At 62.0% G+C, this 24,589-nt stretch carries 21 protein-coding genes; 11 read left to right on the top strand and 10 right to left on the bottom strand.

The window, feature by feature from the left end; translation table 11 throughout:
• Nucleotides 1-14: 14 nt before the first annotated feature.
• Together NKI47_RS04165 and NKI47_RS04160 are read left to right on the top strand one after the other, a co-directional pair.
• The gene (locus tag NKI47_RS04165) at nt 15-767 is read left to right on the top strand and encodes a CPBP family intramembrane glutamic endopeptidase (RefSeq protein WP_352587705.1); all 753 of its coding nucleotides are present in this window, start codon (nt 15-17) and stop codon (nt 765-767) included.
• A gap of 820 nt (nt 768-1,587) precedes the next feature.
• Nucleotides 1,588-1,896: an immunity 53 family protein gene (locus NKI47_RS04160; RefSeq protein ID WP_352587702.1), complete on the top strand. Its 309-nt coding sequence runs from the start codon at nt 1,588-1,590 to the stop codon at nt 1,894-1,896.
• Nucleotides 1,897-2,075: 179 nt separating this feature from the next.
• Here NKI47_RS04160 and NKI47_RS04155 read toward each other — a convergent pair whose 3' ends face one another.
• Nucleotides 2,076-2,507: a TerB family tellurite resistance protein gene (locus NKI47_RS04155; protein ID WP_023676479.1), complete on the bottom strand. Its 432-nt coding sequence runs from the start codon at nt 2,505-2,507 to the stop codon at nt 2,076-2,078.
• Nucleotides 2,508-3,018: 511 nt separating this feature from the next.
• Between NKI47_RS04155 and NKI47_RS04150 the strand changes: the two genes are divergently transcribed.
• The 3 genes from NKI47_RS04150 to NKI47_RS04140 all read left to right on the top strand — a co-directional run bounded on the left by NKI47_RS04150 (nt 3,019) and on the right by NKI47_RS04140 (nt 4,624).
• Nucleotides 3,019-3,189: a hypothetical protein gene (locus NKI47_RS04150; RefSeq protein ID WP_023676480.1), complete on the top strand. Its 171-nt coding sequence runs from the start codon at nt 3,019-3,021 to the stop codon at nt 3,187-3,189.
• A 111-nt stretch (nt 3,190-3,300) separates the two neighbouring features.
• Nucleotides 3,301-4,131, top strand: a complete 831-nt coding sequence (locus NKI47_RS04145) for a helix-turn-helix domain-containing protein (protein WP_352454591.1) — start codon at nt 3,301-3,303, stop codon at nt 4,129-4,131.
• A 73-nt stretch (nt 4,132-4,204) separates the two neighbouring features.
• Nucleotides 4,205-4,624, top strand: coding sequence for a VOC family protein (locus tag NKI47_RS04140; RefSeq protein ID WP_352587699.1), 420 nt, complete (start codon nt 4,205-4,207; stop codon nt 4,622-4,624).
• A gap of 52 nt (nt 4,625-4,676) precedes the next feature.
• Here NKI47_RS04140 and NKI47_RS04135 read toward each other — a convergent pair whose 3' ends face one another.
• Both NKI47_RS04135 and NKI47_RS04130 read right to left on the bottom strand, forming a co-directional pair.
• Entirely contained in the window at nt 4,677-6,146 is a 1,470-nt protein-coding gene (locus NKI47_RS04135; RefSeq protein ID WP_352454593.1) for a cobyric acid synthase, read from the bottom strand.
• 2 nt (nt 6,147-6,148) lie between these two features.
• The gene (locus tag NKI47_RS04130) at nt 6,149-6,763 is read right to left on the bottom strand and encodes a dimethylsulfonioproprionate lyase family protein (RefSeq protein ID WP_352587696.1); all 615 of its coding nucleotides are present in this window, start codon (nt 6,761-6,763) and stop codon (nt 6,149-6,151) included.
• A 151-nt stretch (nt 6,764-6,914) separates the two neighbouring features.
• Here NKI47_RS04130 and NKI47_RS04125 point away from each other — a divergent pair, with 151 nt between their 5' ends.
• Together NKI47_RS04125 and mmsB are read left to right on the top strand one after the other, a co-directional pair.
• Nucleotides 6,915-8,081, top strand: a complete 1,167-nt coding sequence (locus NKI47_RS04125) for an isobutyryl-CoA dehydrogenase (protein ID WP_352587693.1) — start codon at nt 6,915-6,917, stop codon at nt 8,079-8,081.
• Nucleotides 8,082-8,243: 162 nt separating this feature from the next.
• Nucleotides 8,244-9,128, top strand: a complete 885-nt coding sequence (gene mmsB, locus NKI47_RS04120; protein WP_352587691.1) for a 3-hydroxyisobutyrate dehydrogenase — start codon at nt 8,244-8,246, stop codon at nt 9,126-9,128.
• A gap of 407 nt (nt 9,129-9,535) precedes the next feature.
• Here mmsB and NKI47_RS04115 read toward each other — a convergent pair whose 3' ends face one another.
• From NKI47_RS04115 to NKI47_RS04090, 6 genes are all read right to left on the bottom strand, one after another.
• Nucleotides 9,536-10,360, bottom strand: a complete 825-nt coding sequence (locus tag NKI47_RS04115) for a class I SAM-dependent methyltransferase (RefSeq protein ID WP_352587688.1) — start codon at nt 10,358-10,360, stop codon at nt 9,536-9,538.
• Nucleotides 10,361-10,408: 48 nt separating this feature from the next.
• Complete coding sequence (locus NKI47_RS04110) at nt 10,409-10,771, bottom strand: hypothetical protein (protein ID WP_023676489.1); 363 nt, start codon at nt 10,769-10,771, stop codon at nt 10,409-10,411.
• Between the two features lie 19 nt (nt 10,772-10,790).
• A complete protein-coding gene (locus NKI47_RS04105) occupies nt 10,791-11,123 on the bottom strand; it encodes a DUF6422 family protein (RefSeq protein WP_352587685.1) in 333 nt (110 codons plus the stop codon).
• 57 nt (nt 11,124-11,180) lie between these two features.
• Complete coding sequence (locus NKI47_RS04100; protein ID WP_023676490.1) at nt 11,181-12,560, bottom strand: aspartate aminotransferase family protein; 1,380 nt, start codon at nt 12,558-12,560, stop codon at nt 11,181-11,183.
• Between the two features lie 240 nt (nt 12,561-12,800).
• The gene (locus NKI47_RS04095) at nt 12,801-14,870 is read right to left on the bottom strand and encodes a prolyl oligopeptidase family serine peptidase (RefSeq protein WP_352587681.1); all 2,070 of its coding nucleotides are present in this window, start codon (nt 14,868-14,870) and stop codon (nt 12,801-12,803) included.
• Nucleotides 14,871-14,965: 95 nt separating this feature from the next.
• Nucleotides 14,966-16,126 (bottom strand): MFS transporter, encoded by a 1,161-nt coding sequence (locus NKI47_RS04090; RefSeq protein WP_352587678.1) that lies wholly within the window; start codon nt 16,124-16,126, stop codon nt 14,966-14,968.
• 208 nt (nt 16,127-16,334) lie between these two features.
• Between NKI47_RS04090 and NKI47_RS04085 the strand changes: the two genes are divergently transcribed.
• The 4 genes from NKI47_RS04085 to NKI47_RS04070 all read left to right on the top strand — a co-directional run bounded on the left by NKI47_RS04085 (nt 16,335) and on the right by NKI47_RS04070 (nt 23,644).
• A complete protein-coding gene (locus tag NKI47_RS04085) occupies nt 16,335-17,912 on the top strand; it encodes a trimethylamine methyltransferase family protein (RefSeq protein ID WP_352587675.1) in 1,578 nt (525 codons plus the stop codon).
• Nucleotides 17,913-18,044: 132 nt separating this feature from the next.
• Nucleotides 18,045-20,642: a GcvT family protein gene (locus NKI47_RS04080; RefSeq protein WP_352587672.1), complete on the top strand. Its 2,598-nt coding sequence runs from the start codon at nt 18,045-18,047 to the stop codon at nt 20,640-20,642.
• Nucleotides 20,643-20,727: 85 nt separating this feature from the next.
• Nucleotides 20,728-22,305: an ArnT family glycosyltransferase gene (locus NKI47_RS04075; RefSeq protein WP_352587669.1), complete on the top strand. Its 1,578-nt coding sequence runs from the start codon at nt 20,728-20,730 to the stop codon at nt 22,303-22,305.
• A gap of 25 nt (nt 22,306-22,330) precedes the next feature.
• Nucleotides 22,331-23,644 (top strand): M24 family metallopeptidase, encoded by a 1,314-nt coding sequence (locus tag NKI47_RS04070; protein WP_352588009.1) that lies wholly within the window; start codon nt 22,331-22,333, stop codon nt 23,642-23,644.
• A 108-nt stretch (nt 23,645-23,752) separates the two neighbouring features.
• Here NKI47_RS04070 and NKI47_RS04065 read toward each other — a convergent pair whose 3' ends face one another.
• Entirely contained in the window at nt 23,753-24,553 is an 801-nt protein-coding gene (locus NKI47_RS04065) for a phosphate/phosphite/phosphonate ABC transporter substrate-binding protein (RefSeq protein WP_023676497.1), read from the bottom strand.
• Nucleotides 24,554-24,589: the final 36 nt, after the last annotated feature.

Genomic DNA, 24,589 nt, shown 5'->3' with positions numbered 1-24,589 from the left:
CGGGAGAATGGCCATTGACAGCAAACGGTTATGAAAGGCGCGACGGGCCGGAGCCTGATCGGGTTCCTCCGCTGGGCCTGGGCGGCTCCGCTGCTCTGTTCGGCGCGGGTGCTCTGCTGCTGTTCCTGACAACGCGGGTAGCCGTCCCGGCGTTCGTCTCCGCCACCGGGGCAGAGCCTGTGGTGATGTGGTTCCTGGCCGCAAGCATCGTCCTTTTTGGCCCCCTGCTTCTCACGGCTGCCCTGCTGTTGTATCGGGAACGGCGTTCAGGAAGGCCGGGGTCGTTGGGCGCGCGGCTATGGCTTCGCCCGATGAATGGCGGCGACTGGCTCTGGGCTGTTGGAGGGCTGGCGGCCGTCGGCGTGCTGACCGGCGGCATCGGCGCCGCGCTCCGGATGCTGCAAGACGGGAAGACTCTTCATCCCTCGTTCATGGCTTTCGAGCCGCTCGGTCCCGGCCGATACTGGATTCTCGGCGCGTGGCTTCCGTTTTTTGTGCTGAACATCGTTGGGGAAGAGTTTGTCTGGCGGGGTTTCGCGCTGCCGCGGCAAGAGATTGCCTTCGGCAGGCCGGCTTGGCTGGTCAACGGGATCCCGTGGTTGCTGTTCCACGCTGCCTTCCCCTGGCAAGTCCTGTTGACCCTTGTGCCGATCACGTTGCTGCTGCCCTATGTCGTCCAGCGGCGTCGCAGCACATGGGCCGGGATGGTTATCCACGCCGGGTTCGGAGCGATGGGCTTCTTGGTCCTGGCGTTCGGGCTTGCATGAATGCCGCACGAAGTGAAGGGCTTGACGCGGAGCGGAGCAAAGCTGCCGAACCAAGGAAACGACGAATCTGAGAATGATGAACGCGACAAACCCGAGTGCGGCAGTTCAAGTCCTGCCAGACAATCTCTGAACCCTTACACCGGGGCCCACTTTTGGTACCTTCCGGGGGGGGGCGAGTTCAAGGGAACGTCAATTCGCACACATTCCAAACTGAACGCGAGAGGGTAAACGTCATATGGACTACCTAAAGGAAAATCTCATTGGAAAAGAATTTCGATCAATTAAGTACGAAAACGGCAGTATCATGATCGTACTTGAGAGAGGTTCTATCGCAGTAAATACCAAAATTTCATGCTCTATCCTGGCATACATGCAGTCTATCAATATTATTGACGTTGTCACCGACTCCGGATGGGTTTCCATTATATTCTCTGACAGATCTGAGATTCGCATATCGCGAGTAATTGAGCGCGGGATTTCTCCGGAAAGCTTTGTCTATCACGGCGAGGATAACATAATAATAGTGGATAATTCAATAAGTAAATGAAGTCAGATCATGGAGATTGTAGCGGCTTCGACTGTGAGACGTGGCATACGTGACTACTTCGAGGGCATTGTCCTTCTCCCAAGGCTACAGGACGCCAGCTTTCGGCCTGAACGACATCTGATTGCGCGACGGGACTTTGCCGGCGAACTTTTCTAAATTGCGGTGACGAATTAGGGGATGGGGTGACGGGTGCACTTTGTCGCCTTCGCCTAGTCCCCCAACAAAGGAGGCGATAAACCTCCCTCTGTTCCAAACGACTAACAGGAGGGGCTAATGGTCGACCTATCAATGCTCGAGTGGTTAGAGGAGTGGTACCAAGGGCAGTGCAACGGCGATTGGGAACACCAATACGGCATAAAAATTGATACGATCGACAACCCTGGATGGGAAGTTTCAATAGATTTGCACGGGACGCAGCTCTATGGAAGAAAGTTTACAGACGTAAGCTTTCAGTATGGCGACGAAATAGATTGGTTTTTTGTAACAGTAAAGGACGGTACTTTCAAGGGATTTGGAGGGGCAAGGAACTTGTCGAAGATTATCGAAGAGTTTAAAAAGTTTGCGATGGATACGCAAAGGTAAATAGAGCAATTAGATGCCTCAAGATTTTTTTTCGCCAGATGTACAAAACGGGAACTACGGTGACAGTGCTGGACTGCACCCCGTAAGTGAGACACGGTAATTTCTGTGACAGGCTATCCTTGGAGGATGGCCTATGACAGACAAAATGACGTTCAGAACGTCAACAGTCAGCCGATGCCTCAGCCTTGCGGCTTCACCACGTCGGCCGGGCTGATGTCGAGCAGGTCGAGCGTGCGGCGCAACAGCTGCATTTCGCTCCCGGCGAGTTGCGAATCGGCCTTGGCGATTTCGGCCATGTGGCGGGCGAGCAGCTTGCGCCGTTCGACGTCGAGGTCGCGGAACTGCGCGACGGCCTGCGAGCCGTTGGTCTCGTAGCCGAATTCGTTGAGATATTCGATGACGCTGTCGATGCTGGTTTCGGGAATGCCGAAGGCGTCCCGGCAGATACGCCTGAAGGCGGTCATTTCGCTTTCGCTGACCGATCCATCGGCCAATATCATACGGAACAGCATCAGCAGCTCCGCCGACAGCACCGGATCGTCCGCGACCTTGCGCACGCCAGGATCGCCGTCGAAGATCGAGCGTATCTGGTCCAGCAATCCCATCGCCATCAGCCCCTTCCGATTCGTTCGGAAGGTAGCGCGGAATCGGATTTGCGCAAACGGGGTGCGAATGGTGAAAAGGACAATCGCTTCAGGTTTGAATTCGCCTCCTCACCCTTTTAGGGCGTTGGCGCTGCCCCTCACCTGCCTGCCGGCGTCCTCTCCCCGTTTAGTGACGGGGAGAGGGGCGCTCTCGTCACCGATTTCGCCAATCGCAGGCGATGCAAGAAAAGGCGCCGACGTTGCGACCAGCCCTTTCTCCCCGTCACTATACGGGGAGAAATGCCCGGCAGGGCAATGAGGGGCGGCGGCGACATCGACAATTGGTGGTCTCCGCCACAATTTGGAAACTGTCATTCGTCTGAAGCGATGCCCTTCTGATCGAACGCGCAGCACCGTTCTGGCCACTCCCATAAAACTGCTGGCCAATCCGGCAAGCCCCGCTGCGTGCGCTCATTGGTGTGTGACCGCGCGCCTGATACTATGCCGCTGTACGAATCATGTTGAGGAGGGACCGAACATGAATCTCAGTGCGCCTACCCAGCTTATTTTCATTATATCCCTTGTCATCGCCATCATCGGCGTTCTCGCCGCGCTTGGCGTTCTTGCGTTTATACCTTTGAATGCCGCGTGGATTGTCGTCATCGCCTACATCGTGCTGGCCGCCGGCTGCCTGATGCGCGGGGCTTAAACACATCCAGACAACTCCGAATCTCAGGCAACTCGGACCGCCCGGCCAAAAGCCGGGCGCTTTTGATTCCGACGGATGGTCTGTTAAAGTCGCTTGGCGGAAGGAAAGCGCATGCCCGCCGACAGCAAAGACGGCAGCCATCACGACAGCCCAGGCCTCGATCGATTCGAGATGGTGCGGCGCGCGCCGAGCCATCGGCTTCAGGGCGCCGTCACCGACATGTGCGGCTTTCGCGAAACCATGCCAGGCCATTTCCGCGCCATCGAATATGCCTCGCTGACCGTGCCGCTGGTCATCAGCTTTGCCGAACCCTTTGCCATCGGGCTCGGCAGGGACCCCAGCGACAATGACCGCTTCGCCAGTTTTGCCGCCGGCCTTTATGCCGGGCCGGTGGTGATCGAATCCTGCGGCGGCACCTGCTGTGTGCAGATCAATTTCACCCCGCTCGGCGCTCGTCGCTTCTTCGGCCGGCCGATGAGCGAACTGACCGACCGCATGGTCGGCCTGGATGACGTGCTCGGCGTTGAAGGCATCGCCCTTCGTGAAAGGCTCGGCAATGCGCCGGGTTGGAGCACACGCTTCGCCATCGTCGAAGCCTTCGTCGCCGATCGGTTGGCAACCGCAGACCGCACTCAAGCCGACATAGTCTGGGCCTATGAGACGATCGTCTCGACGCGTGGCCGGACCCGCATCTCGACGCTGGCCGAAAAGCTTGGCTGGAGCCGCAAGCATCTTGCCGGAAAATTTTCGGACGCGATCGGAACCGGCCCAAAAACGCTGTCGCGCATCGTCCGCTTCAACCATGCGCTTGGCCTGTCGAGACAGGCGAACAGCGCTTGGGCCGACATCGCCGCCGGCTGCGGCTATGCCGACCAGGCGCATCTGGTGCGCGAGTTCCGCGACCTCGCAGGCGTCACGCCGACCACTGTCGCCGCGAGGTAACATTTCTTCAAGACGCGCAACCGGCCTTCGCGCAGACTGGGTTGATCGACCAACCCGTTGAAGGAGATCAGCCATGCCGAACACCACCGAACCACCGCGGCTTTATCCGGCGCTGCGCTACAGAAATGCCGGCAACATGATCGACTGGCTGTGCGAGGCCTTCGGCTTCAGCGTTCGCGCCCGCCATGGCGAAGGCGACGTGGTGCACCACGCCGAACTCGCATTCGGCTCTTCGATCATCATGCTCGGCACGGCGCGCGACGATGCCTATGGCAAGATGGTCGGCGCGCCCGGCTCGGGCGGCGGCAAGTCGATCTACATTGCGGTCGCTGATGCCGACGCGGCATACGCGCGCGCAAAAACCGCCGGCGCGGAGATTCTGGAAGAGCTCACCGACCGCGACTATGGCAGCCGCGAATTCATATGCCGCGATCCGGAAGGCAATGTCTGGTCGTTCGGCACCTACTGGCCGAAGGCTGACGAGAAAGCATGATCCCGAAAAGTGGAGACCGGTTTTCGGACAAGATCATGCTCAAGCAAAGTATCTAACGCGCCAGCCCAAAAATCGCGTCGCAGTCGAGGTGGGTTTCCAGTTCGGCTGCGATCTCGTCGAGTGCCCGTTCGACCTCGGCGCGGTAGTCGATGCCGCCGCCCTTGACGCCAAGGCTTTCGAGGAATTTCGCCCGGAAGGCATCGGCGGAAAACAGCCCGTGCATATAGGTGCCCAGCACCTTGCCATCGGCCGAGATAGCGCCGTCATCGATGCCGTTGATAACGGCGGACGGCCGCAGCGTATCCGGACCGGTGGTGCGGCCGAGATGGATCTCGTAGCCGTCGAGCGGCAGATCAAACGGCACCGAGCGCGCGCTGACGTTGCGCACCGTCTTTTCCGGCTCCATCACCGTTTCGACGTCGAGCAGGCCGAGGCCTTGCGTTTCGGTAACGCTGCCCTCGATGCCGTCGGGATCGCGCACGATATGACCAAGCATCTGGAAGCCGCCGCAAATGCCGACGATATGACCACCGCGTTTCCTATGCGCGGCAAGGTCGCGGTCCCAGCCGTTCTCGCGAAATTTCAGGAGATCGCCGATCGTCGACTTCGAGCCGGGAATGACCACCAGACCCGCACCTTCGGGCAAGCGCTCACCAGGCGGCACGAACACCACCTCGACCTGCGGTTCGGCCTTGAGCGGGTCGAGATCGTCGAAATTGGCGATGCGCGAGAGCACCGGCACGGCGATCTTCAGCGCGCGCTTCTCGCCGGACGCCAGTCGCTCGAGCACGACGGAATCTTCCGATGGCAGCCGCGCCGCCGCCTTCAGCCACGGCACGACGCCAAAACAGCGCCAACCGGTGAATTTTTCGATCGCCTTGATGCCGTCTTCGAACAGCGAGACGTCGCCACGGAACTTGTTGATGAGATAGCCGACGATCATGCGCCGGTCCTCCTCCGGCAGGATCAGATGGGTGCCGGCGACCGAGGCGATAACGCCGCCGCGATCGATATCGCCGACCAGGATCACCGGCACGCCGGCGCGCGTCGCAAAGCCCATATTGGCAATGTCGCGGCTCCTGAGATTGATCTCGGCCGGCGATCCCGCGCCCTCGACGATGACCAGATCGGCGCCCTCGCCGACCTTTGCCCAGGAGTCCAGCACCGCATCCATCAGCCGGCCCTTCAGCGCCTGGTAGTCGCGCGCCCGCGCCTCGCCGAACACCTTGCCCTGCACGACGACTTGAGCGCCGACATCGGTCTGCGGCTTGAGCAGCACCGGGTTCATGTGGACGGTCGGCGCCACGCCGCAGGCGATCGCCTGAAGCCATTGCGCGCGGCCGATCTCACCGCCGCCTGAATCGCCCGGAATATCGGCGACAGCGGCGTTGTTCGACATGTTCTGCGGCTTGAAGGGCCGCACTTTCAAGCCGCGCTTCTTCGCCGCGCGGCACAGACCGGCGACGAGCACTGTCTTGCCGACATCCGAACCCGTGCCCTGCAGCATGATTGCCTTGGCCATTATCAGCCCCTGCCCTGCGCAACGGTTGCGGTGATCGTCGACTTGGCTGCCAGCGGGCCGCCGCGCCAGAGATAGAGCGCCAGCAGCGGCTCCTTGCCAGTGCGCATGGCGTGGTTGACGTCAGAGGCATGGTGGATCACCTCGCCCGCCGCTCGAAGGCGAAAACCGCCGTCGCCCATGCGCCATTCGGTGCCGCCGGTCAGCGGGATGTAGATCTCCTCCGCGACATGGTGATGATCGGGGTAGACGATGTCGGGTCCAAGGATCAGCAGGCCGGCCGCAACCTCGTCATTGACGAAATGCCCGCGTGTACCGAACACCTCCAGCCAGCCGTAATTGTCGATGAAAACCTTGCCGAAATCCGCCTCGCCATAGGTTTGCCCCCAGCGCAGATCGCCGCGACGCTCCGCAACCAGCCGCGCCAGCGGCTTGGCCGCAGCGGGAGCGAGTTCGACGATACGGTCGAGCTGAAGGAGACAAGGCAGTGCATGCGGTTCGAGCGGCCGGCTTGGCATGTCCCAGCCGATTCGGGCCACGGCGTCGCGCACCAGCGCATCATCGAACGTCTGGAGATAGGCATGGAAGCGTCCAAGCAGTTCGTCGAAATTTGTCGTCACACTTTGCTCCAAAGCGCATTCGCACACAGCCGCTGCCCAGATGGTTGGATGGAGACGATCGGGTTGCGCGGCGGCATCATTGGTCTAGATTGGACTGCGCGCAAAGCCAAAAACGACAGGCCAGCAGGCCGGAAACATCAGGGAGCACGCCATGGACGCCGCTGTCGATGCGGGCACCAGCCAGTTCGAACTCAACGAAGACCAGCGCGCCATCCAGGAGATGGCGCAAGCCTTCGCCGCCGACCGTGTGGCGCCGAACGCACTCGACTGGGATCGCAACAAGTATTTCCCCGCCGATGTGATCCGCGAGACAGGTCCGCTCGGCCTTGGCGGCATCTATGTCCGCGAGGATGTCGGCGGCTCGGGGCTCGGCCGGCTCGACGCCGTGCTGATCTTCGAAGCGCTTTCGCGGGCCGATCCGGCGTTTTCCGCCTTCATCTCGATCCACAATATGGCGGCATCGATGATCGACCGCTTCGGCAGCGACGAGCAACGTCGGCGCTTCCTGCCGAAGCTGACCTCGATGGAATGGCTGGCCAGCTACTGCCTGACCGAGCCGGGTTCGGGATCCGATGCCGCGGCGCTGAAGACGCGTGCGGTCAAAAGCGGCGGCGATTATGTGCTGAACGGCGCCAAGCAGTTTATCTCCGGTGCCGGCGACAGCGACCTCTATGTCGTCATGGCGCGCACCGGCGCCGACGGGCCGAAAGGCATTTCCACCTTCGTCGTGCCGAACGATGCGCCCGGCCTTTCCTTCGGCGCCAACGAGCGCAAGATGGGCTGGCACATGCAGTCGACCCGCCAGGTCGTCTTCGAGGACTGCAAGGTGCCGGCGGAAAACCTGCTGTCGGTCGAGGGCGCCGGTTTCGGCATCGCCATGGCCGGGTTGGACGGCGGCCGGTTGAACATCGCTGCCTGCTCGCTCGGCGGCGCGCAATCGGCGCTCGACAAGGCACTCGCCTACACCGCCGAACGCAAGGCTTTCGGCTCGAAGATCAACCAGTTCCAGGCGCTGCAGTTCAAGCTCGCCGACATGGAGACCGAACTGCAGGCAGCGCGCGTCTTCCTCTACACCGCCGCCTCGAAGCTCGACCGCAACGCGCCGGATGCCTCGAAATGGTCGGCGATGGCCAAGCGCTTCGTCACCGACACCGGCTTCAACGTCGCCAACGACGCCCTGCAGCTGCATGGCGGCTATGGTTACCTGCACGACTACGGCATCGAGAAGCTGGTGCGGGACCTGCGTGTCCACCAGATCCTCGAAGGCACCAACGAGATCATGCGCGTCATCATCGCTCGCGCGCTGATCGGACGATAGAGAATTTAGTGAATAGTGAATAGTGAATGGTGAATGGTGAATGGTGAGGCTATCATATAGACCATGAGGTAATACATGATCCATACTGACTACTTACTACTGACTACTGACTATTCACTATTCACTATTCACTATTCACTATTCCACTCACGGAGCGCCATTATGACCACCATCGCCTTCATCGGCCTCGGCAATATGGGCAATCCGATGGCCTCCAACCTGGTCAAGGCCGGATATGCCGTGCACGGCTTCGACCTGGTGCCGGAGAACCTCGTCATCGCCAGGGAACACGGCGTCGTCGTCATGGCCAACGCCGTTGCGGCGGTGAAAGACGCCGATGCGGTCATCACCATGTTGCCGGCCGGCAAGCATGTTCTGTCGGTTTACGCAGACATAGCGTCCAAGGCAAAAAAAGGCGCGCTGTTCATCGATTCCTCGACCATCGATGTCGAGTCGGCTCGAAAGGCCCATGCCATCGCCGCCAAGCACGGGTTGCTGTCGATCGACGCGCCGGTCTCCGGCGGCACGGGCGGTGCGGCGGCCGGCACGCTGACCTTCATGGCCGGCGGTTCGAAGGATGCCTTCGCCAAGGCCGAACCAATCCTCAAGCCGATGGCCGGCCGCATCGTTCATTGCGGCGACGACGGCGCCGGACAGGCGGCGAAGATCTGCAACAATATGATTTTGGGCATTTCGATGATCGGCGTTGCCGAGGCCTTCGTGCTGGCGGAAAAGCTCGGCCTGTCGCACCAGGCGCTGTTCGACGTCGCCTCGACCTCGTCCGGCCAGTGCTGGTCGCTGACCACCTATTGCCCGGTGCCCGGCCCGGTGCCGACATCGCCCGCCAACAATGGCTATAAGCCTGGGTTCGCGGCGGCACTGATGCTGAAGGACCTGAAACTGTCGCAGGAGGCCGCACAGAGCGTCGGTGCAGCAACGCCGCTCGGCGCCGAGGCAGCCCAGCTCTATGCGCTGTTCAACGCACAAGGGAATGCCGGCGCGGATTTTTCCGGCATCATTAATTTGCTCCGTGGTAACCCGGCGTAACCTTCCAAGTTCACAGGTTTTCGATCTGCCCAAAGCGGAAAGTCGGCAAATTTAGGTTTGCTTAAGCTCTTGCTAACCCTGCAGTAACGATATGCGTTTAGAACGGATTGCGAGGCGGACATCCGCCCGGCGCTCCGGATCAGGTCTCGCGTACCGGAGCCCGTAAGTTTCGCCGTTAGTTTCGCAAGTGTATTGTTGGCGAAGCGCCATGCGTATCTGGCAAAGCCGCGTTCCGATGGAGCGCGGTTTTTGCGTTTCGCATTCTTCAAGGACAATGAGGCGATCGCCCTGGCGCGTCTCCAGATGATCGTCGGCGTCGTGGCTGCTGTCCTGAGCTACGTCGACCCACAGGTGGTCGCGCCCCAACCCCCCAGCGCGTCGGTGCCATGGCTCATCGGTCAGCTACGCTACTTGCGTGCGAGCACGACGTGGGCCTCTTGGGGGAACATCAGCTCCCCTTCAGTTGAATAGATTGCCAGCGAAAAATTTAGATCACCGGTGATCGCTGCGATGACTGCTTCCCGATGTCCGGCATCCATTCCGCTGACCAGCCCGGCCTGCGGAGTCGCCGCCAATTGTAGTCGCACATATTCCCTCGACGAGGGAAATCGGATGTTCTGTGTCGTCGTGTGGATGGTCACCTGACGAAATCCCGCCTCGGCCACCAATCGGTAAAGCTCGTCCGCATCAGCGAGTGAATGCTCAGACCTTTTCGTTGCCGAAGCGCCTGGACCGAGGTGTCGATCCAAGGCATCCGCCAGCGCCTTCGCCGCAGGAGTGTGCTCAATAGCGCTGAAAACGTTTAAAGCCAGTCGGCCGTCAGGCACCAGAACCCGGAACATCTCACGGAGCGCACTAGATCGATCCGGAAAAAACTGCAGTCCGAGCTGGCAAAGAACCAGATCGAAGGCGGAGTCAGGGAACGGCATTTCGAGCGCGCTTCCCTCGTGCCAGTCGATACGCGCTCCAGCGCCTCTCGGGAGCGACCGAGCAACGGCGAGCATGCCCGTATTGATGTCGAGGCCGACGACCTGCCCACTTCCCATACGCTCGGCAGCCGAGCGTGCCACCACGCCGGTGCCGCAAGCTACGTCCAGAATCCGCTCACCAGATTGAGGCGCAGCACGATCCATCAGGTCCGCAGCCCACAGGGCTGTGATTGCCGGGACTAGGTAGCGCTCGTAGAGGTCCGCGGCGCTGCCTTCCAGCTGCCACTGCTCCTGTTTGGCCATAGTTTCCCTCCCGCACAACGATCTCGGGCAACGGGCCCGATCGGCGCTTCAGCAGCCATCATAAAGCGCGTGTCTGTCGACTAGCAACCGGGCAATGGAAACCGGCAGGGTGCTATTCTTCTCGTTCCGTATCACAACGGTCTTACACCATCCGCCCCAAGTAGAATCAAACTCACATTCCACTGTGCACTCCACGCGCGGCATCTCGCCAATATTTACGAGGCCGATATCCACGAGTTTGTAGCGAGCGATCGCCTTTGGATATTTCCTGAAAACACTCTCAATTTCTGACACGAAGCCCTTGTGCTCTTCTGGAACCGGCCTTTTGAAAGGTGTTTTGGCGTCCTGCGCAAGACATACAGTGATGACCGATTGCATAACCAAGGCTAGGATCAAAGAAATGGTGCGCATCAACTGTCTCCAATACGCCTTACGTGGAGAGATGTTTTGATGGTGGATGGCCGCAACTCCGGGACGGGGGGAAGGCCGTATCGAGGGTAGTCTGCGTCAAACATGGCCCACCATCGCCCGTGTAATCGTTGCACGGGCAGTTGCCGTGCGCCTCTATGTGCGCGTTGCAAGGGTTCCCGAACCCAAACCCATCATCAGGTAAAGTTACTCCCGCCCGCGCCAGTAGCGCCGCGGCTTCTTTCCGCGCGCTAATGATCAAGAACGCGGCCTTTTCCAGGGCTTCCGATTGTTCGCGCGTGAGACCTTCCCGAGACAGATATTTAAAGATCCTCGTCTGGCGAACTCTTCGCATGAAGCGGCATTCAATCTCCGGGCGCCCGATTCCCGGGCGCCCGGCAAACGTTCCATCTTACCGCTTGCGCAAATCTGCTTGCGCCAGGTCGAGCGCCGTGGCGATGCGGTCGCAGGCCATGTCGATCGTCTCGCGCGTCCAGATCAGCGGCGGCGACAGGATCATCGTGTCGCCGGTAGCGCGCAGCATCATGCCCTGGACAATCGCGTGGTCGCGAACCATCACCGCCGCGCTGCCGGCCGGCAGGAAGCGCTCCTTGGTCACCTTGTCCTTGACGATCTCGATCGCCCCCATCAGCCCGAACGAGCGCACCTCGCCGACCAGATCGTGCCCACCGAGACGTTCCTGCAGGGCCCTGGCGAAGTAAGGCCCGGTGTCGTTCCTCACGCGCTCGACCAGGCCTTCGCGCTCGATGATCTCGAGGTTCTTCAGCGCCACCGCGCAGGCCACCGGATGCCCGGCATAGGTGTAGCCGTGATAGAATTCGCCGCCCTTTTCGACCAGCGTCGCCGCGATGCGGTCGCCGACCAGCAGCGCCGACAGCGGCTGATAGCCAGAGGTCAGCGCCTTGGCCGTGGTGATGGTGTCGGGCTCGACATCGAAGGCTTGTGCGGCGAACCACTCGCCTGTGCGGCCATATCCGGTGATGACCTCGTCCAGCATCAGCAGGACATCGTATTTGCGGCAGATGCGCTGCACCTCCGGCCAATAGCTCATCGGCGGGATCTTCACCCCGCCTGCCCCCATCACCGGCTCGCCGATGAAGGCGGCCACCTTGTCGGCGCCGGCTTCGAGGATCGCGTCCTCGACCGCTTTTGCCGCGCGCAGGCCGAAATCATGGTCGCTTTCGCCGGGCAGTGCGAGCTCATAGGCATAGGGCATCATCACATGGACGATGTTGGGCACGGCGCCGCCGAGCTGCTTGTGCATCAAATCCATGCCGCCGAGCGAGGCGCCGGCGATGGTCGAGCCGTGGTAGCCCATCTTGCGTGAGATGATGCGGTTCTTCTCGGGCCTGCCTTCCAGCACCCAATAGTGACGGACCAGGCGCAGCGCCGTGTCGTTGGCCTCCGAACCGGACGAGCCGTAGAACACCTGGTTGATGTGCCTTGGCGCGATCTCCGCCAGCTTTTTCGACAGCAGAACCGGCGTCGGCGTCGAGCATTTGAAGAAAGAGTTGTAGTAGGGCAATTCCTTCATCTGGGCGTAGGCGGCGTCGGCCAGCTCGTCGCGGCCATAGCCGACATTGACGCACCACAGCCCAGCCATGCCGTCGAGGATTTCCGTCCCTTCGGCATCATAGATGAACGGCCCGTTGGCGTGGGTGATGATGCGCGAGCCGGTCTCGCGCATCTCTTTGTGGTCGGTGAACGGATGAAGGTGATGCGCGGCATCGATCTGCTGAAGCTGCTTCAGCGAATAATTCTGGTAGGTCATGTCTGGTCTTTCCTCTTGAACCAATCCGGCAGCTTTCGCGCCGGGGCGGATTCGTCAGAGGACAGCGGGCGGCGAATAGCCGATGCGAGCGCAGAGCCGCAACAGCTCGGCGCGTAGCGTGCGCGACGACGGCGTCACCGCCACCCCAAATGCGCAACCCGATTTCGCCAGCCGAGCCATGCATGCACCTTAGGCTGCCTCGAGCCCTCAGTTCAAGCCGTGCCGGTCAAGCGACGCCGGTCAATTGGTGCCAGTCAGGGCCCGCTGCAGGAAGACGTACTTCATCGCCGCCTGTGCGGCCTGCGGCCGCCGGTCGCCGCGTCCGCCATGGCCGCCCTCGGTCTCCTCGAAGAACAGCGTCTTGCCGTGGCCGGCCGCCTGCAGCCGTGCCGCCATCTTGCGGGCATGCCCGGGATGGACGCGATCGTCGGCGGTCGAGGTCGTCAGCAACACCGGCGGATAGGCTGCATCCGTGTCTACATGCTGATAGGGCGAATAGGCGGCGAGCCAGGCTGCCTCTTCCGGCTTCGCCGGATCGCCATACTCGGCCATCCATGACGCGCCGGGCGGCAGCTCGGTGTAGCGCAGCATATCGAGCAGCGGCACGTCGATGATCACTGCACCGAACAATTCCGGGTGCTGGGTCAGCGAGACGCCGGTCAGCAAGCCACCATTCGATCCGCCCTGGATGCCCAGTGTGGCGGGCGTAGCGATGCCGCGTTTGACCAGATCTTGCGCGACGGCAGCGAAATCGTCGAAGGCATTCTGGCGATTGGCCTTGAGCGCCGCCTGGTGCCAGTTCGGGCCGAACTCGCCGCCGCCGCGGATGTTGGCCTGCACATAGGCATTGCCCTTCTCCAGCCACAGCCTGCCGCGTACGCCGGCATAGCCGGGCAGCAGCGGCACTTCGAAGCCGCCATAGCCGTAAAGCAATGTCGGCACGGGTCCATGCAAGTCGCGCCTCCTGACGACGAAGTACGGGATCATCGTGCCATCCTTCGAGCGCGCCTCGAACTGTTCGGAGAGCAGGGACGACGCGTCGAAACGCGCCGGCTGCGACTTCACCGTTGCCAGCCCCGCGGCGTTGTCGTCCGACCAGATGATCGAGCTCGGCGTCAGGAAATCGGTGAAGGAGAAGGAGACGCTGGAACCGAAATGCTCGGCATGGCTGATGCCGACATTGCCGTTTTCGGGCAACGCCACGGGCTTGAACTCCCAGCCGCTGTCGCTGCGCTTGCCGGCGACGACCTTGCCGCGCACATTGTCCATCAAATTGATGAACAGCCGGTCCTGCGTGCGGGCAATGCCGGCGATCGAGACGCGGTGCGCCGGCTCGAGCACGGTATCGAGGGATCCGAATAGCCCGGTTTCGATCCAGCGCTCGAAATCGAGTGAATAGAGTCCGTCGGGCTTACACAGCGTGCCGTCCGGCGCAGTCCACGGGGTACGCACGCCAAAGACGAGCTGGCCTTTGAACAGCGCCGTATCGGTGACGTCGTCCGGCAACGGGATGCGCCTGTTTCCGCCGGAAGGCAGCCGCAGGAAGCTGTGCGAGGCGAAGAAGTCGATGGTCCGGGCGAGGAAGACATGACGCTTGTCGCCGTCGAATTCGACGGACCCGCCGGCGGCAAGATCCTGCTTCAGCGCCTCGAAGATCGGCATCGCCGCTTCCAGTGGCGTGCCGCGCCGCCAAAGCTTGACCACGCGCGGATAACCGGACTGGGTCTTGTCGTCCTCCTCGAAGGCGGCGGAAACGATAACCGTGTCCTCGTCCAGCCAGCTAAAGCTCGATTTCGAGGCAGGAGCGCGAAAGCCGCCATCGACGAACGATCTGCTTTCGATATCGAATTCGCGCATCTCGCTGGCATCGCCGCCATCCGGCGACAGGTTGAGCAGGCAGCGGCTGAAGTCGGGGTAGAGCCGGCTGGCGCCGCTGAACACCCATTTCACCCCCTCTTTCGCCGCCAGACTGTCGAAGTCGATGATCGTCTGCCATTCCGGCTTGTCGGTCTTGTAGGAGGCGACGGTGGTGCGCCGCCAGAGGCCGAGTACGTTCGTCCGGTCCTGCCAGAAATTATAGACATAGCCGTTGATAGCGGCCCCGACGGCGATGTTATCCTCGGCTGTCATCAGGTCGAGCGCCGTCTCGAACGACGTCTGATAGGACGGATCACCCTGCAGCTCCCCGACCGTAACTGCATTTTGGTGATGCACCCAGTCGAGCGCCTGCTTGCCCCTCCTGTCCTCAAGCCAGAGAAACGGGTCTTCGGCCGCCGAACCCGGCTGGCCCTTGGTATTCGATTTGGTCATGAGGTCTCCGGTTGAGTCGGGTGGCGACATAGCCAAGATCGACATGGGGCCGCTTACATTCAAGCCATTCGTCAGAAACGGCGGCTTTCTGGCATTCACACCATCCGTCTTCGAATGACCGTTACAACTGCCAGCGCCAGGCAAATGGCACCGAGCGTCATTGGCAGGCCGCCGGCGCCAACAACATCCATGGCGCTGCCCGCCAGCGGCGGCACGGCGATGCCGCCGACGCCCCACATCAGCGAGAAGGCGGCGTTGCCGGCGACCAGTGCCGAGCCGGTGAACCGCTCGCCGAGTTCAATGATCGACATCGTGTAAATGCCGTAGGAAACCGCGCCCCAGATGAAGACGCACGGCCAGATCAGCGGCGTCTCGATGAGAACCGGCAACAGAACGCATCCCAGCACCGTCATCGAAACACAGATGAACCGCACCAGCCGCGCCGTCAGTCGTTCCGCCAGCAGGCCGAGCGGCACCTGCATAGCGATGTTGCCGGCGATCATCACCGACAGCAGCGCCGACATGCGCGCTTCGGCGATGCCGTAATGCGTTCCATAGACCGGCAGCAAGGCGAGCACCGCCTGTTCGAAACCGGCGGCCACGATCACCGCCGATAACAGCAGCCACGCCTGCGGCACGAACCCCAGCACCGAAACGCGGTGCCCGCTCTCGTCGACCTTGGGCAGCCGTGCCAGCACCGAGGCGAGGCAGGCGCCGCAAAACAGGAATGCGGCGATGCCGACCAGAAACGGCGGCCATCCCTCGGTGCCGACCGCAAGCAGGCACAGCGGCCCCGCCGCAAAGCCCGCCGAAATGATCGTCGAATAGATGCCCATGACGCGGCCGCGGCGTGCCGGCGGCGCCAGTGCGATCACCCAGACTTCGCTCAGCACGTAGAGCGGGTTGGTGACGGCGCCGATCAAAAAGCGCAGCGGAAACCACAGATAGACACTTTGCGTCCAGCCGATCAGCGCCAGCACCAGCGCGGAAAGTGCCGCGCAAGTAAGCGCGGTGCGCCCTGCCCCGAAACGCCGCGCCAGCGCCGGAACCAGCGGCGACGAGACGATGAAGCCGATCGGCGTCATTGCCGCCGATAGGCCGATCATGGCCGGCGAGACGCCCTGGCGCTGCAGGATGAAGCTCAACAGCGGATAGCTCAGCCCTTGCGCGATGGCGAACACCGAGACGGTGGCGATCACGCCGGTGATCGCCGCCCATTGCACTGTCTCGCCGCTGTCCTGTTCCGCCCGGTCCATGATGCAGGACTAGCGTTTCGCTTTCATCGCGGTAAGCACCGGCAACGAAAACCGCTTGCGCCAGCCGGAAGAGATAAGAGCCTGACGATCCCTCCGGCTGCCCTTCAGGCATGTCGCTTCCCTCGTCCTAGTGGTCGCCGCCTCCGCAATGGCTGGTCGGCCGGCAGTCCATTATGCCGCCGCATTGCCGCAGCGTACGAGGACTATCATGACCGCCGCCCTTCAGCCCGCCGAACCCGCATTGGCAAACGACCGCGCCCGTCGCGGCGGCCGCGCGGGAAAGCGTGCCGGCGGATCGGCGGCGTTCGAGCAGCCGCCGTTTCGGCAGTTGAAGAACCCGCTGGCGCCGACCCGGCTGGTTTCCGACGACGAGCTGGAATCTATCCACCTCGCCTCTCTGCGCGTGCTGCGGGAAATCGGCGTCGACGTGCTGCATGACGAAGCCCGGCGCATTATGAAGGCGCATGGCGCCGATGTCCGCGAAGGCAGCGAGCGGGTGCGCTTCGACAGTGACATGATCCTGGAACTGGTTGCGCACTGCCCGCCGGAATTCACCATCCACGCCCGCAACCCGGCGCACAACGTGCGCTTCGGCGGCGATAATCTGATCATCTCGATGATGGCGTCGGCGCCCAATTGCTCCGACGTCGACCGCGGCCGCCGGCCGGGCAACCAGCAGGACTACCGCAACTTCCTCAAGCTTGCGCAGATGCACAACATATTGAACTGCACGGGCGGTTATCCGGTCGAGCCGATCGACATCCATCCGTCCGTCCGCCACCTCGAATGCATCCGTGACCTCGCCACGCTGACCGACAAGATGTTCCACATCTATTCGCTCGGCAAGGAGCGCAACGTCGACGGCATCGAGATCACCAGGATCGCGCGTGGCATCAGCCATGAGCAGTTGCTTTCAGAGCCGTCGGTATTCACCATCATCAACACCAATTCGCCGCTCAAGCTCGACGTGCCGATGATGGAAGGCATCATCCAGATGTCGAGCAAGGGCCAGGTGGTCATCGTGACGCCGTTCACCCTGTCCGGCGCCATGGCGCCGGTGACGATTGCCGGCGCGCTGGTGCAGCAGAATGCCGAGGCGCTGTCCGGCATCGCCTTCGCGCAGATGGTGCGCAAGGGCGCGCCTGTCGGCTATGGCGGCTTCACCTCGAATGTCGACATGAAGTCCGGCGCGCCGGCCTTCGGCACGCCGGAATACATGAAGGCCCAGCTGGTCGGCGGCCAACTCGCCCGCCGCTACAACATCCCCTACCGCACCTCCAACACCTGCGCCGCCAACACGGTCGACGCGCAAGCCGCCTATGAAAGCGTGTTCTCGCTTTGGGGCGCCATCCAGGGCGGCGGCAATCTGATGATGCATGCCGCCGGCTGGCTCGAAGGCGGCCTGCGCTGCTCCTACGAGAAGACCATCCTCGATATAGACCTGTTGCAGATGGTCGCCGAGTTCCTGACGCCGCTCGATCTTTCCGAGGAAGCACTCGGTTTCGACGCCATACAGTCCGTCGGCCCCGGCGGCCATTTCTTCGGCACCCAGCACACGCAGGACCGCTACAAGACCGCGTTCTATGCGCCTATTATCTCGGACTGGCGCAATTTCGAGACTTGGGCGGAGGCCGGGTCGCCGACGGCACTCGAAAAGGCCAATCGCGTCTGGAAGGAACGGCTGGCGTCCTATGAAGAGCCTTACATGGATCCGGCAATCCGGGAGGAGCTCAACGCTTTCGTCGACAAGCGCCGGGCCGAAGGCGGCGCGCCGACCGATTTCTGATCATCTGATGAGTAGTCGACCCCCACTCCGTCTTGATGGCAGGCTGGCCGGAAACATCGCTGTATCCGATCTCCGCTTTGTTTTCGCGCCCCGCTCACTCGATTCAATCTCTTCAAAAACGGATCTATCTTCATGAAATCTCATGCAAAAGCGGTTGTCATCGGCGGCGGGGTCGTTGGCTGCTCGGTGCTCTATCATCTGGCCAAGGCCGGCTGGACCGACATCATGCTGATCGAGCGTTCGGAGCTCACTTCCGGCTCGTCCTGGCATGCGGCGGGCGGCTTCCATACGCTGAACGGCGATCCCAACGTCGCCAAGCTGCAGGCCTATACGGTGCAGCTTTACAAAGAGATCGAGGAGATTTCCGGCCAATCCTGCTCGCTGCACCTGACCGGCGGCGTGATGATGGCCGACACGCCCGAGCGCATGGACTTCTTGCGGCTCGCCCACGCCAAGGGCCGCTATCTCGGCATGGACACCGAACTGATCACGCCGTCCGAAGCCAAGGCGATGTTCCCGCTGATGGACGAGACGAATTTCGTCGGCGCCATGTGGGATCCAGTCGAGGGCCATCTCGACCCTTCCGGCACCACCCATGCGTATGCCAAGGCCGCCAGGAAGCTAGGCGCCGAGATCGTACTGCGCAACCGCGTCGTGGAACTGACGCAGGAGGTCGACGGCACCTGGAACGTCGTCACTGAGCAAGGCACAGTCAAAGCCGAGCATGTGGTCAACTGCGGCGGCCTGTGGGCGCGCGAGATCGGTCGCATGGTCGGCGTCGAACTGCCGGTGCTGGCCATGGAGCACATGTATCTGCTAACCGAGCCGATGCCGGAGGTCGAGGAATTCAACAAGTCGACCGGCCGCGAGATGATTGGCGTGCTCGATTTCAAGGGCGAGATCTATACCCGCCAGGAACGCAACGGCATCCTGCTCGGCACCTATGAAAAAGCCTGCAAGCCGTGGTCGCCGGTCAACACGCCGTGGGATTTCGGCCACGAGCTGCTGCAGCCCGACATCGACCGCATCGCGCCGTCGCTCGAGATCGGCTTCAAGCATTTCCCCGGCATCGAAAAGGCCGGCATCAAGCAGATCATCAACGGCCCCTTCACCTTCGCGCTGGACGGCAACCCGCTGGTCGGCCCGGTGCAGGGCCTGACCAATTTCTGGTGCGCCTGCGCCGTCATGGCCGGCTTCAGCCAGGGCGGCGGCGTCGGCCTGGCGCTGTCGAACTGGATGGTCCATGGCGACCCCGGCTTCGACGTCTGGGGCATGGACGTTGCACGCTTCGGCGAATGGGCAACGCTGCGGTATACCAACGCAAAGGTCCGCGAAAATTATTCGCGCCGCTTCTCCATCCGCTTTCCCAACGAGGAATTACCGGCGGCAAGACCAGCGCAGACGACCCCGCTTTACGACACCATGCTCGCCAACAACGCCGTCATGGGCGACAGCTGGGGTCTCGAAACCCCACTCTGGTTCGCGCCGAAAGGCTCGGAGCCGAAGGACGTCGTGTCCTTCCACCGCTCCAATGATTTCCGCCCGATCGGCGAGGAAGTGCGCGCCACTCGCGAGAGGGTCGGCGTCACCGAGATCGCCAACTTCGCCAAATACGAAGTCTCCGGGCCAGGGGCCGAGGACTTCCTCAACCGCCTGATGACCAATCGCATGCCGAAGACCGGCCGCATCGTGCTGACGCCCATGCTGAACGAGTTCGGCCGGCTGATCGGGGACTTCACCATTGCCAAGGCGGGCCCAAGGGGTGGGGAAGACCGCTTCATGATATGGGGTTCTTCGGCAGCGCAAAAATACCACATGCGCTGGTTCGAGAAGCATCTGCCGAAGGACGGTCCAAGGGCGTCAGAGGTGCGCATCCACCGCTTCGACCAGACGCTGGTCGGGTTGTCGATCGCCGGGCCGAAATCCCGCGACCTGCTGCAGAAACTGGTCGATGTCGACATCTCGACCAAGGCCTTCCGCTTCATGGATTTCCGCGAGATGGCGGTCGGCGGAGCGCCCTGCATGGTCAACCGGATCACCTACACCGGCGACCTCGGCTATGAGATCTGGATGGCGCCTGCCTACCAGCGCCTGGTCTACAAGGCGATCAAGGAGGCTGGCGAAGAGTTTGGCCTTGTCGATTTCGGCATGCGGGCTTTGCTCTCGATGCGCCTTGAGAAGAACTTCCCGACCTGGTTCCGCGAGTTACGTCCGATCTACGGACCGTTCGAAGGCTCGATGGACCGCTTCATCAAGCTAGAGAAGAACGACTTCATCGGCCGGGAAGCAGCGGCCAAGGAACAGGCAGAAGGGCCGAAACTGCGCCGTGTCTCCTTCATCGTCGATGCCGCGGATGCAGACGTCATGGGCGACGAGCCGATCTGGGCCAAGGTCGGCGGCAAGGATTACGGCACCGTGGAAAAGCCGCATGGCTATGGCGCGCCGCGCTTCGACGCGGGCGGCAAGGAAGTGCGCGGCTCGAACGCCGCCGAAGGCGCGTCTGCCGTGCGCGGCATTGTCGACGGCGACTGGCGCGTGGTCGGCTGGGTCACCTCCGGCGGCTATGCGCATTATGTCGAGAAGTCGATGGCGCAAGGCTATGTACCGGTAGCGCTTGCCGAGAACGAGAGCGCCGGCCTGTTCGAGATCGAAATCCTCGGGCACCGGCGTCCCGCACGCATCAATGTCGAACCGCCCTTCGACCCGAGCGGCGAAAAGATGAGGACGTAGGCGCAGCCAGCCGGTCGCATTGTGCGGAGCATACTCTTCATGCTAGCGCAGCCGGCAACACTCTGCTGGCAACGATGAGATTTCATTGAAGTACAATCTGAGATGGGCCGAGTGGCTGACCGAGGGACGGATCGGCCCCTTCCCGGCAGCGATCGTCATGGTCGCGGCTTATTTTGCCTTGCAGACCATCATACTGTCCCTGTTGAGCTCTTGGGCGGGAACCGGCGTCGGCATCGATGATGCGGAGCAACTGATCTATGTTCCGTATCTCTGGGCTGGATATGGCGGCTCGCAACCACCTCTCTACACCTGGATCAACTGGCTGGCCGCGCATGTTTTCGGCACCAGTATCTTCACGCTGAAGCTCGTCAAATACTCCGTGCTGTTCCTTGCCGCCTGCAGCGTGTTCGCCGCCATGCGGCGGTTCGGCTACACCAAAGCGACAGCGGCGGCGGCCATGTTCGGCCTGTTTACGATCCCGCAGATCGTCTGGGAATCGCAGCGCGCCTTGTCGCATTCCGTCGCCGTCGTCGGCTTCTGCTCGCTGCTCCTGCTGGCCATGGCCTATCTTCTCGAGCGGCGAAGCATGATCGCCTATGCGGCGTTTGGCCTGGCCACGGCGGCGGCAATTCTTGCCAAATATAATGATGTCTTCCTCGTGGTGGCCCTTGTTGCGGCCGTGCTGTCGCTGCGCGAATGGCGCGGCGCGATCCTCGATCCGAAGTTCGCCATCAGCATAGCAGTCGCGATATTGGTGCTGGCGCCAACCACCTATTGGAGCCTCATGCATCCCGCCGATTTATTGTCGAGAGGCGAGAAGTTCGGAATAGACGCGCAACAAGGGCGCGTGGCGGCGGCCTTTGTCGGCGCCGGCAAGTTTATCATGGGCACCTTCAATTTCGCGGTCTTGCCCGTTCTCGTTTCCGCCCTCACTTTCTGGCTGGCGAAGTTCCGTTTCTCCGAGCGGCACCCGAAAGGTCCGGCAAGGGAAATTCTGTTGTGGCGTACTTTGGCGCTCGGCTTGGCCATGCTGGCAATACTTGTACTTGCCACCGGCGTGACGGTGGTCAAGGACCGCTGGCTGCTGCCCGTCCTGTTCATCTTGCCGCTGGCCATCGTCGCTACAATGGAACGGCTGGCGCCGCGGGGCAGGAATGCGCAGCTTCTGGTGATCGCGGCTGGAGCGATCATCGCCGTGCTGCTCGCGCCCGCCACCTGGTACGTCCAGATAAACGGGACCAGTGGCCTCTCGCGGATGATCCGCGTGGATTACCCCGCCCTCTATCGCCAGCTGACTGCGGACGGACCGGTCAAAACCGCAATATCTGATGGTGCATGGGTCGGAAACCTGCGGTTGGTCGACGAAAAACTGGTCGCACTTGACCAGGAAGTGCCTAATTTCGAAACGCTGATGCAGGAGCCAGCCGTACTCGTCTGGCTTGACCGAGACGATCCGCGTCCGGTCATTTTGGAGCAGCTCAAAGCGGCCGGCTATGAGCCGGACGGCCAACCACGGCAAATGATGGTTCCGCTGTTGCGCGGCACCGGCAAGTCCGCCCGGGCCGGCGCCTATGTAAGATTGAAGAGAATGGCGGTGGGAGAAGCCACGGCGCCCAAGGAAGGCGTTAGCGGAGGAGCCGAGGGTGGACAGGAACCCGACTGACCGGCCCCGTCATCACCGCAAGATCATGCCGTTCGAGCCCGACGGCTCGAATGATGTGCTGCACAAAAAATCGCGGCTGAAGGCCGCTGAACTCAACCAGCATGCGCTGGGCTATGGAGCGCTGGCGGAAGCCGAATGGCAGGCGGCGGGCATTGCTGCTCCTGACCTGCCCGCCATGCGCCGATACCGGCTCGAGCGCATCCGCGCCGAGCTGAAGCGCCGCGACTATGCGGGAGCCCTGCTCTACGATCCGGTCAACATCCGCTACGCAACGGATGCGACCAACATGCAGCTCTGGGTCTCACACAATCGGACCAGGCATTGTTTCGTTGCCACCGATGGCCCGGTGGTGCTGTTCGACTATTTCTCCTGCGAGCACCTTTCCGATCATTCCGGCGTCGTCGACGAGGTGCGGCCGGCGGTGTCGTGGGCTTATCTGTACAGCGGCGAGCTGACCGGTCAAAAAGTCCGCCGCTGGGCAGCCGGCATCGCCGAGCTGGTATTGGAACATGGTGGCGACAATCGCCGTATCGCCGTCGACCATATCAATCCCGAGGGCATCGAAGAGCTCGCCCGCCTCGGCATCTCGACCGGCAATGGCGAGGCGGTGATGGAAAATGCGCGGCTGATAAAATCACCCGACGAGATCCTTGCCATGCGCCGGGCGATCGCCGCTTGCGAGGCGGCAATGGGCGAGATGGAGAAGGCGCTGAGGCCTGGCATCTCCGAGAACGAATTGTGGGCCGAACTCCATCGCGGCAACATCGCGCGCGGCGGCGAATGGATCGAAACCCGGCTCCTGTCGTCGGGTCCGCGCACCAATCCATGGTTCCAGGAGTGTTCGTCGCGGGCGATCGAGGCCGGCGAGCTCGTCGCTTTCGACACCGACCTGATCGGTCCTTACGGCTTCTGCGCCGACCTTTCGCGCACCTGGCTTTGCGGTGACGCGCCGCGGTCGCAGGAGCAGCGCGACCTGTTCCGCATCGCCGCCGACCAGATCGCCCACAACACGGAGCTGATGCGGCCGGGCATATCGTTCCGCGACCTCGTCGAGGGCTCGTCAGTGCCACCGGGAGACTGCTTCCCGGCCCGTTACGGGGTGCTCTATCACGGCGTCGGCCTTGCCGACGAATACCCGACTTTGCCGCATGCTAGCGACTGGACCGACGACACACCGGACGGAGTGCTCGAACCTGGCATGGTGCTGTGCGTCGAGAGCTATATCGGTCGGCTTGGCGGCTACGAAGGCGTCAAGATCGAAGAACAGATCCTGATCACTGAAACCGGCAACGAGAAGCTTTCGACCTACCCGCTCGACAATCGGCTACTTGGCGGCTGAGCGACGCTAATGCATGTCGCGCAAAGTGTGCAGCGGCTTTGCGATAACGACATGCATAAAACAAGAATTTAAAGCGCGTCGCATGAGGCCGACCGAACGCGACGCGCTTTACGTGAGCGCTGCGATCGCCTCGCGCATCGCGGCGACGATCGTTTCCGGCGTCGTCCTGGCGGTGATGAACGGCAAGCCTTTGCGCCGCCTTGTCCAGCCGACGACCGTCACCTTCTGCGCCGCCGGCTCGAAACGCTGCGCCAGCGCCCAGCTCTCGCAATCGATCGCCGCGACGTCCGCCCTGCCCTCGGCAACGGCAACGATCGAAGCACGGTGCCCACAGCTTTCGCTCAGCGCGGAAAAGATATCCAAACTCTCGCCCAATGCTTGCAGGTCGCGGGCTGGCGCGATGATGCCCGACATGGAATCGAGGCTGTTGAAGGTGAAGCGCTTGCTGCGAAGCTGATCGAGCGGAATGACGGCACCGCCGTCGGCCGGCGCCCTTGCCGGCGGTGCCTCGCCCGCCCTCATGACGATGGCGCTCGAATAGAGTTCGCCCTGTCCACCCTCGAAGGCGTCGTAACGCGGCTGGCCGACGAGCTGGACACGCTGCGACAGGCCGAGTTCCATCGGTCCCCAGCAGGTTTGCGCAAAGAGCAGCGCCGGATGCAGCCAGAGCTGGTGAAAATCCAGTTCGTCCGGCGGCAATGTCGCCGGATCGGGCGCGATGGGTTTTCCCTGATCATCGCGAATACCGCCAGGCACGGGGGGCAAATCGCCGGTGCGGCGGATGATCGTCTCCGGCGCATCGATGCCTTTTTGTCTGAAAGCATCGCGCAGCCGCGCCCATTGCGCGTCGACATCGTCCCGCGCTTCCGGCCAGTCGTACATCGGCAAAGCCGCAATGAATTCGCTCATGCCGGGATTTGACCGTTATGCGGGGAAATTGACAAG

This window comes from Mesorhizobium sp. M0633, assembly GCF_040320645.1.
Taxonomy (GTDB): Bacteria; Pseudomonadota; Alphaproteobacteria; order Rhizobiales; family Rhizobiaceae; genus Mesorhizobium.
The sequence above is the reverse complement of the archived record's forward strand: the minus strand, read 5'-3'. Positions and strand labels throughout refer to the sequence as shown.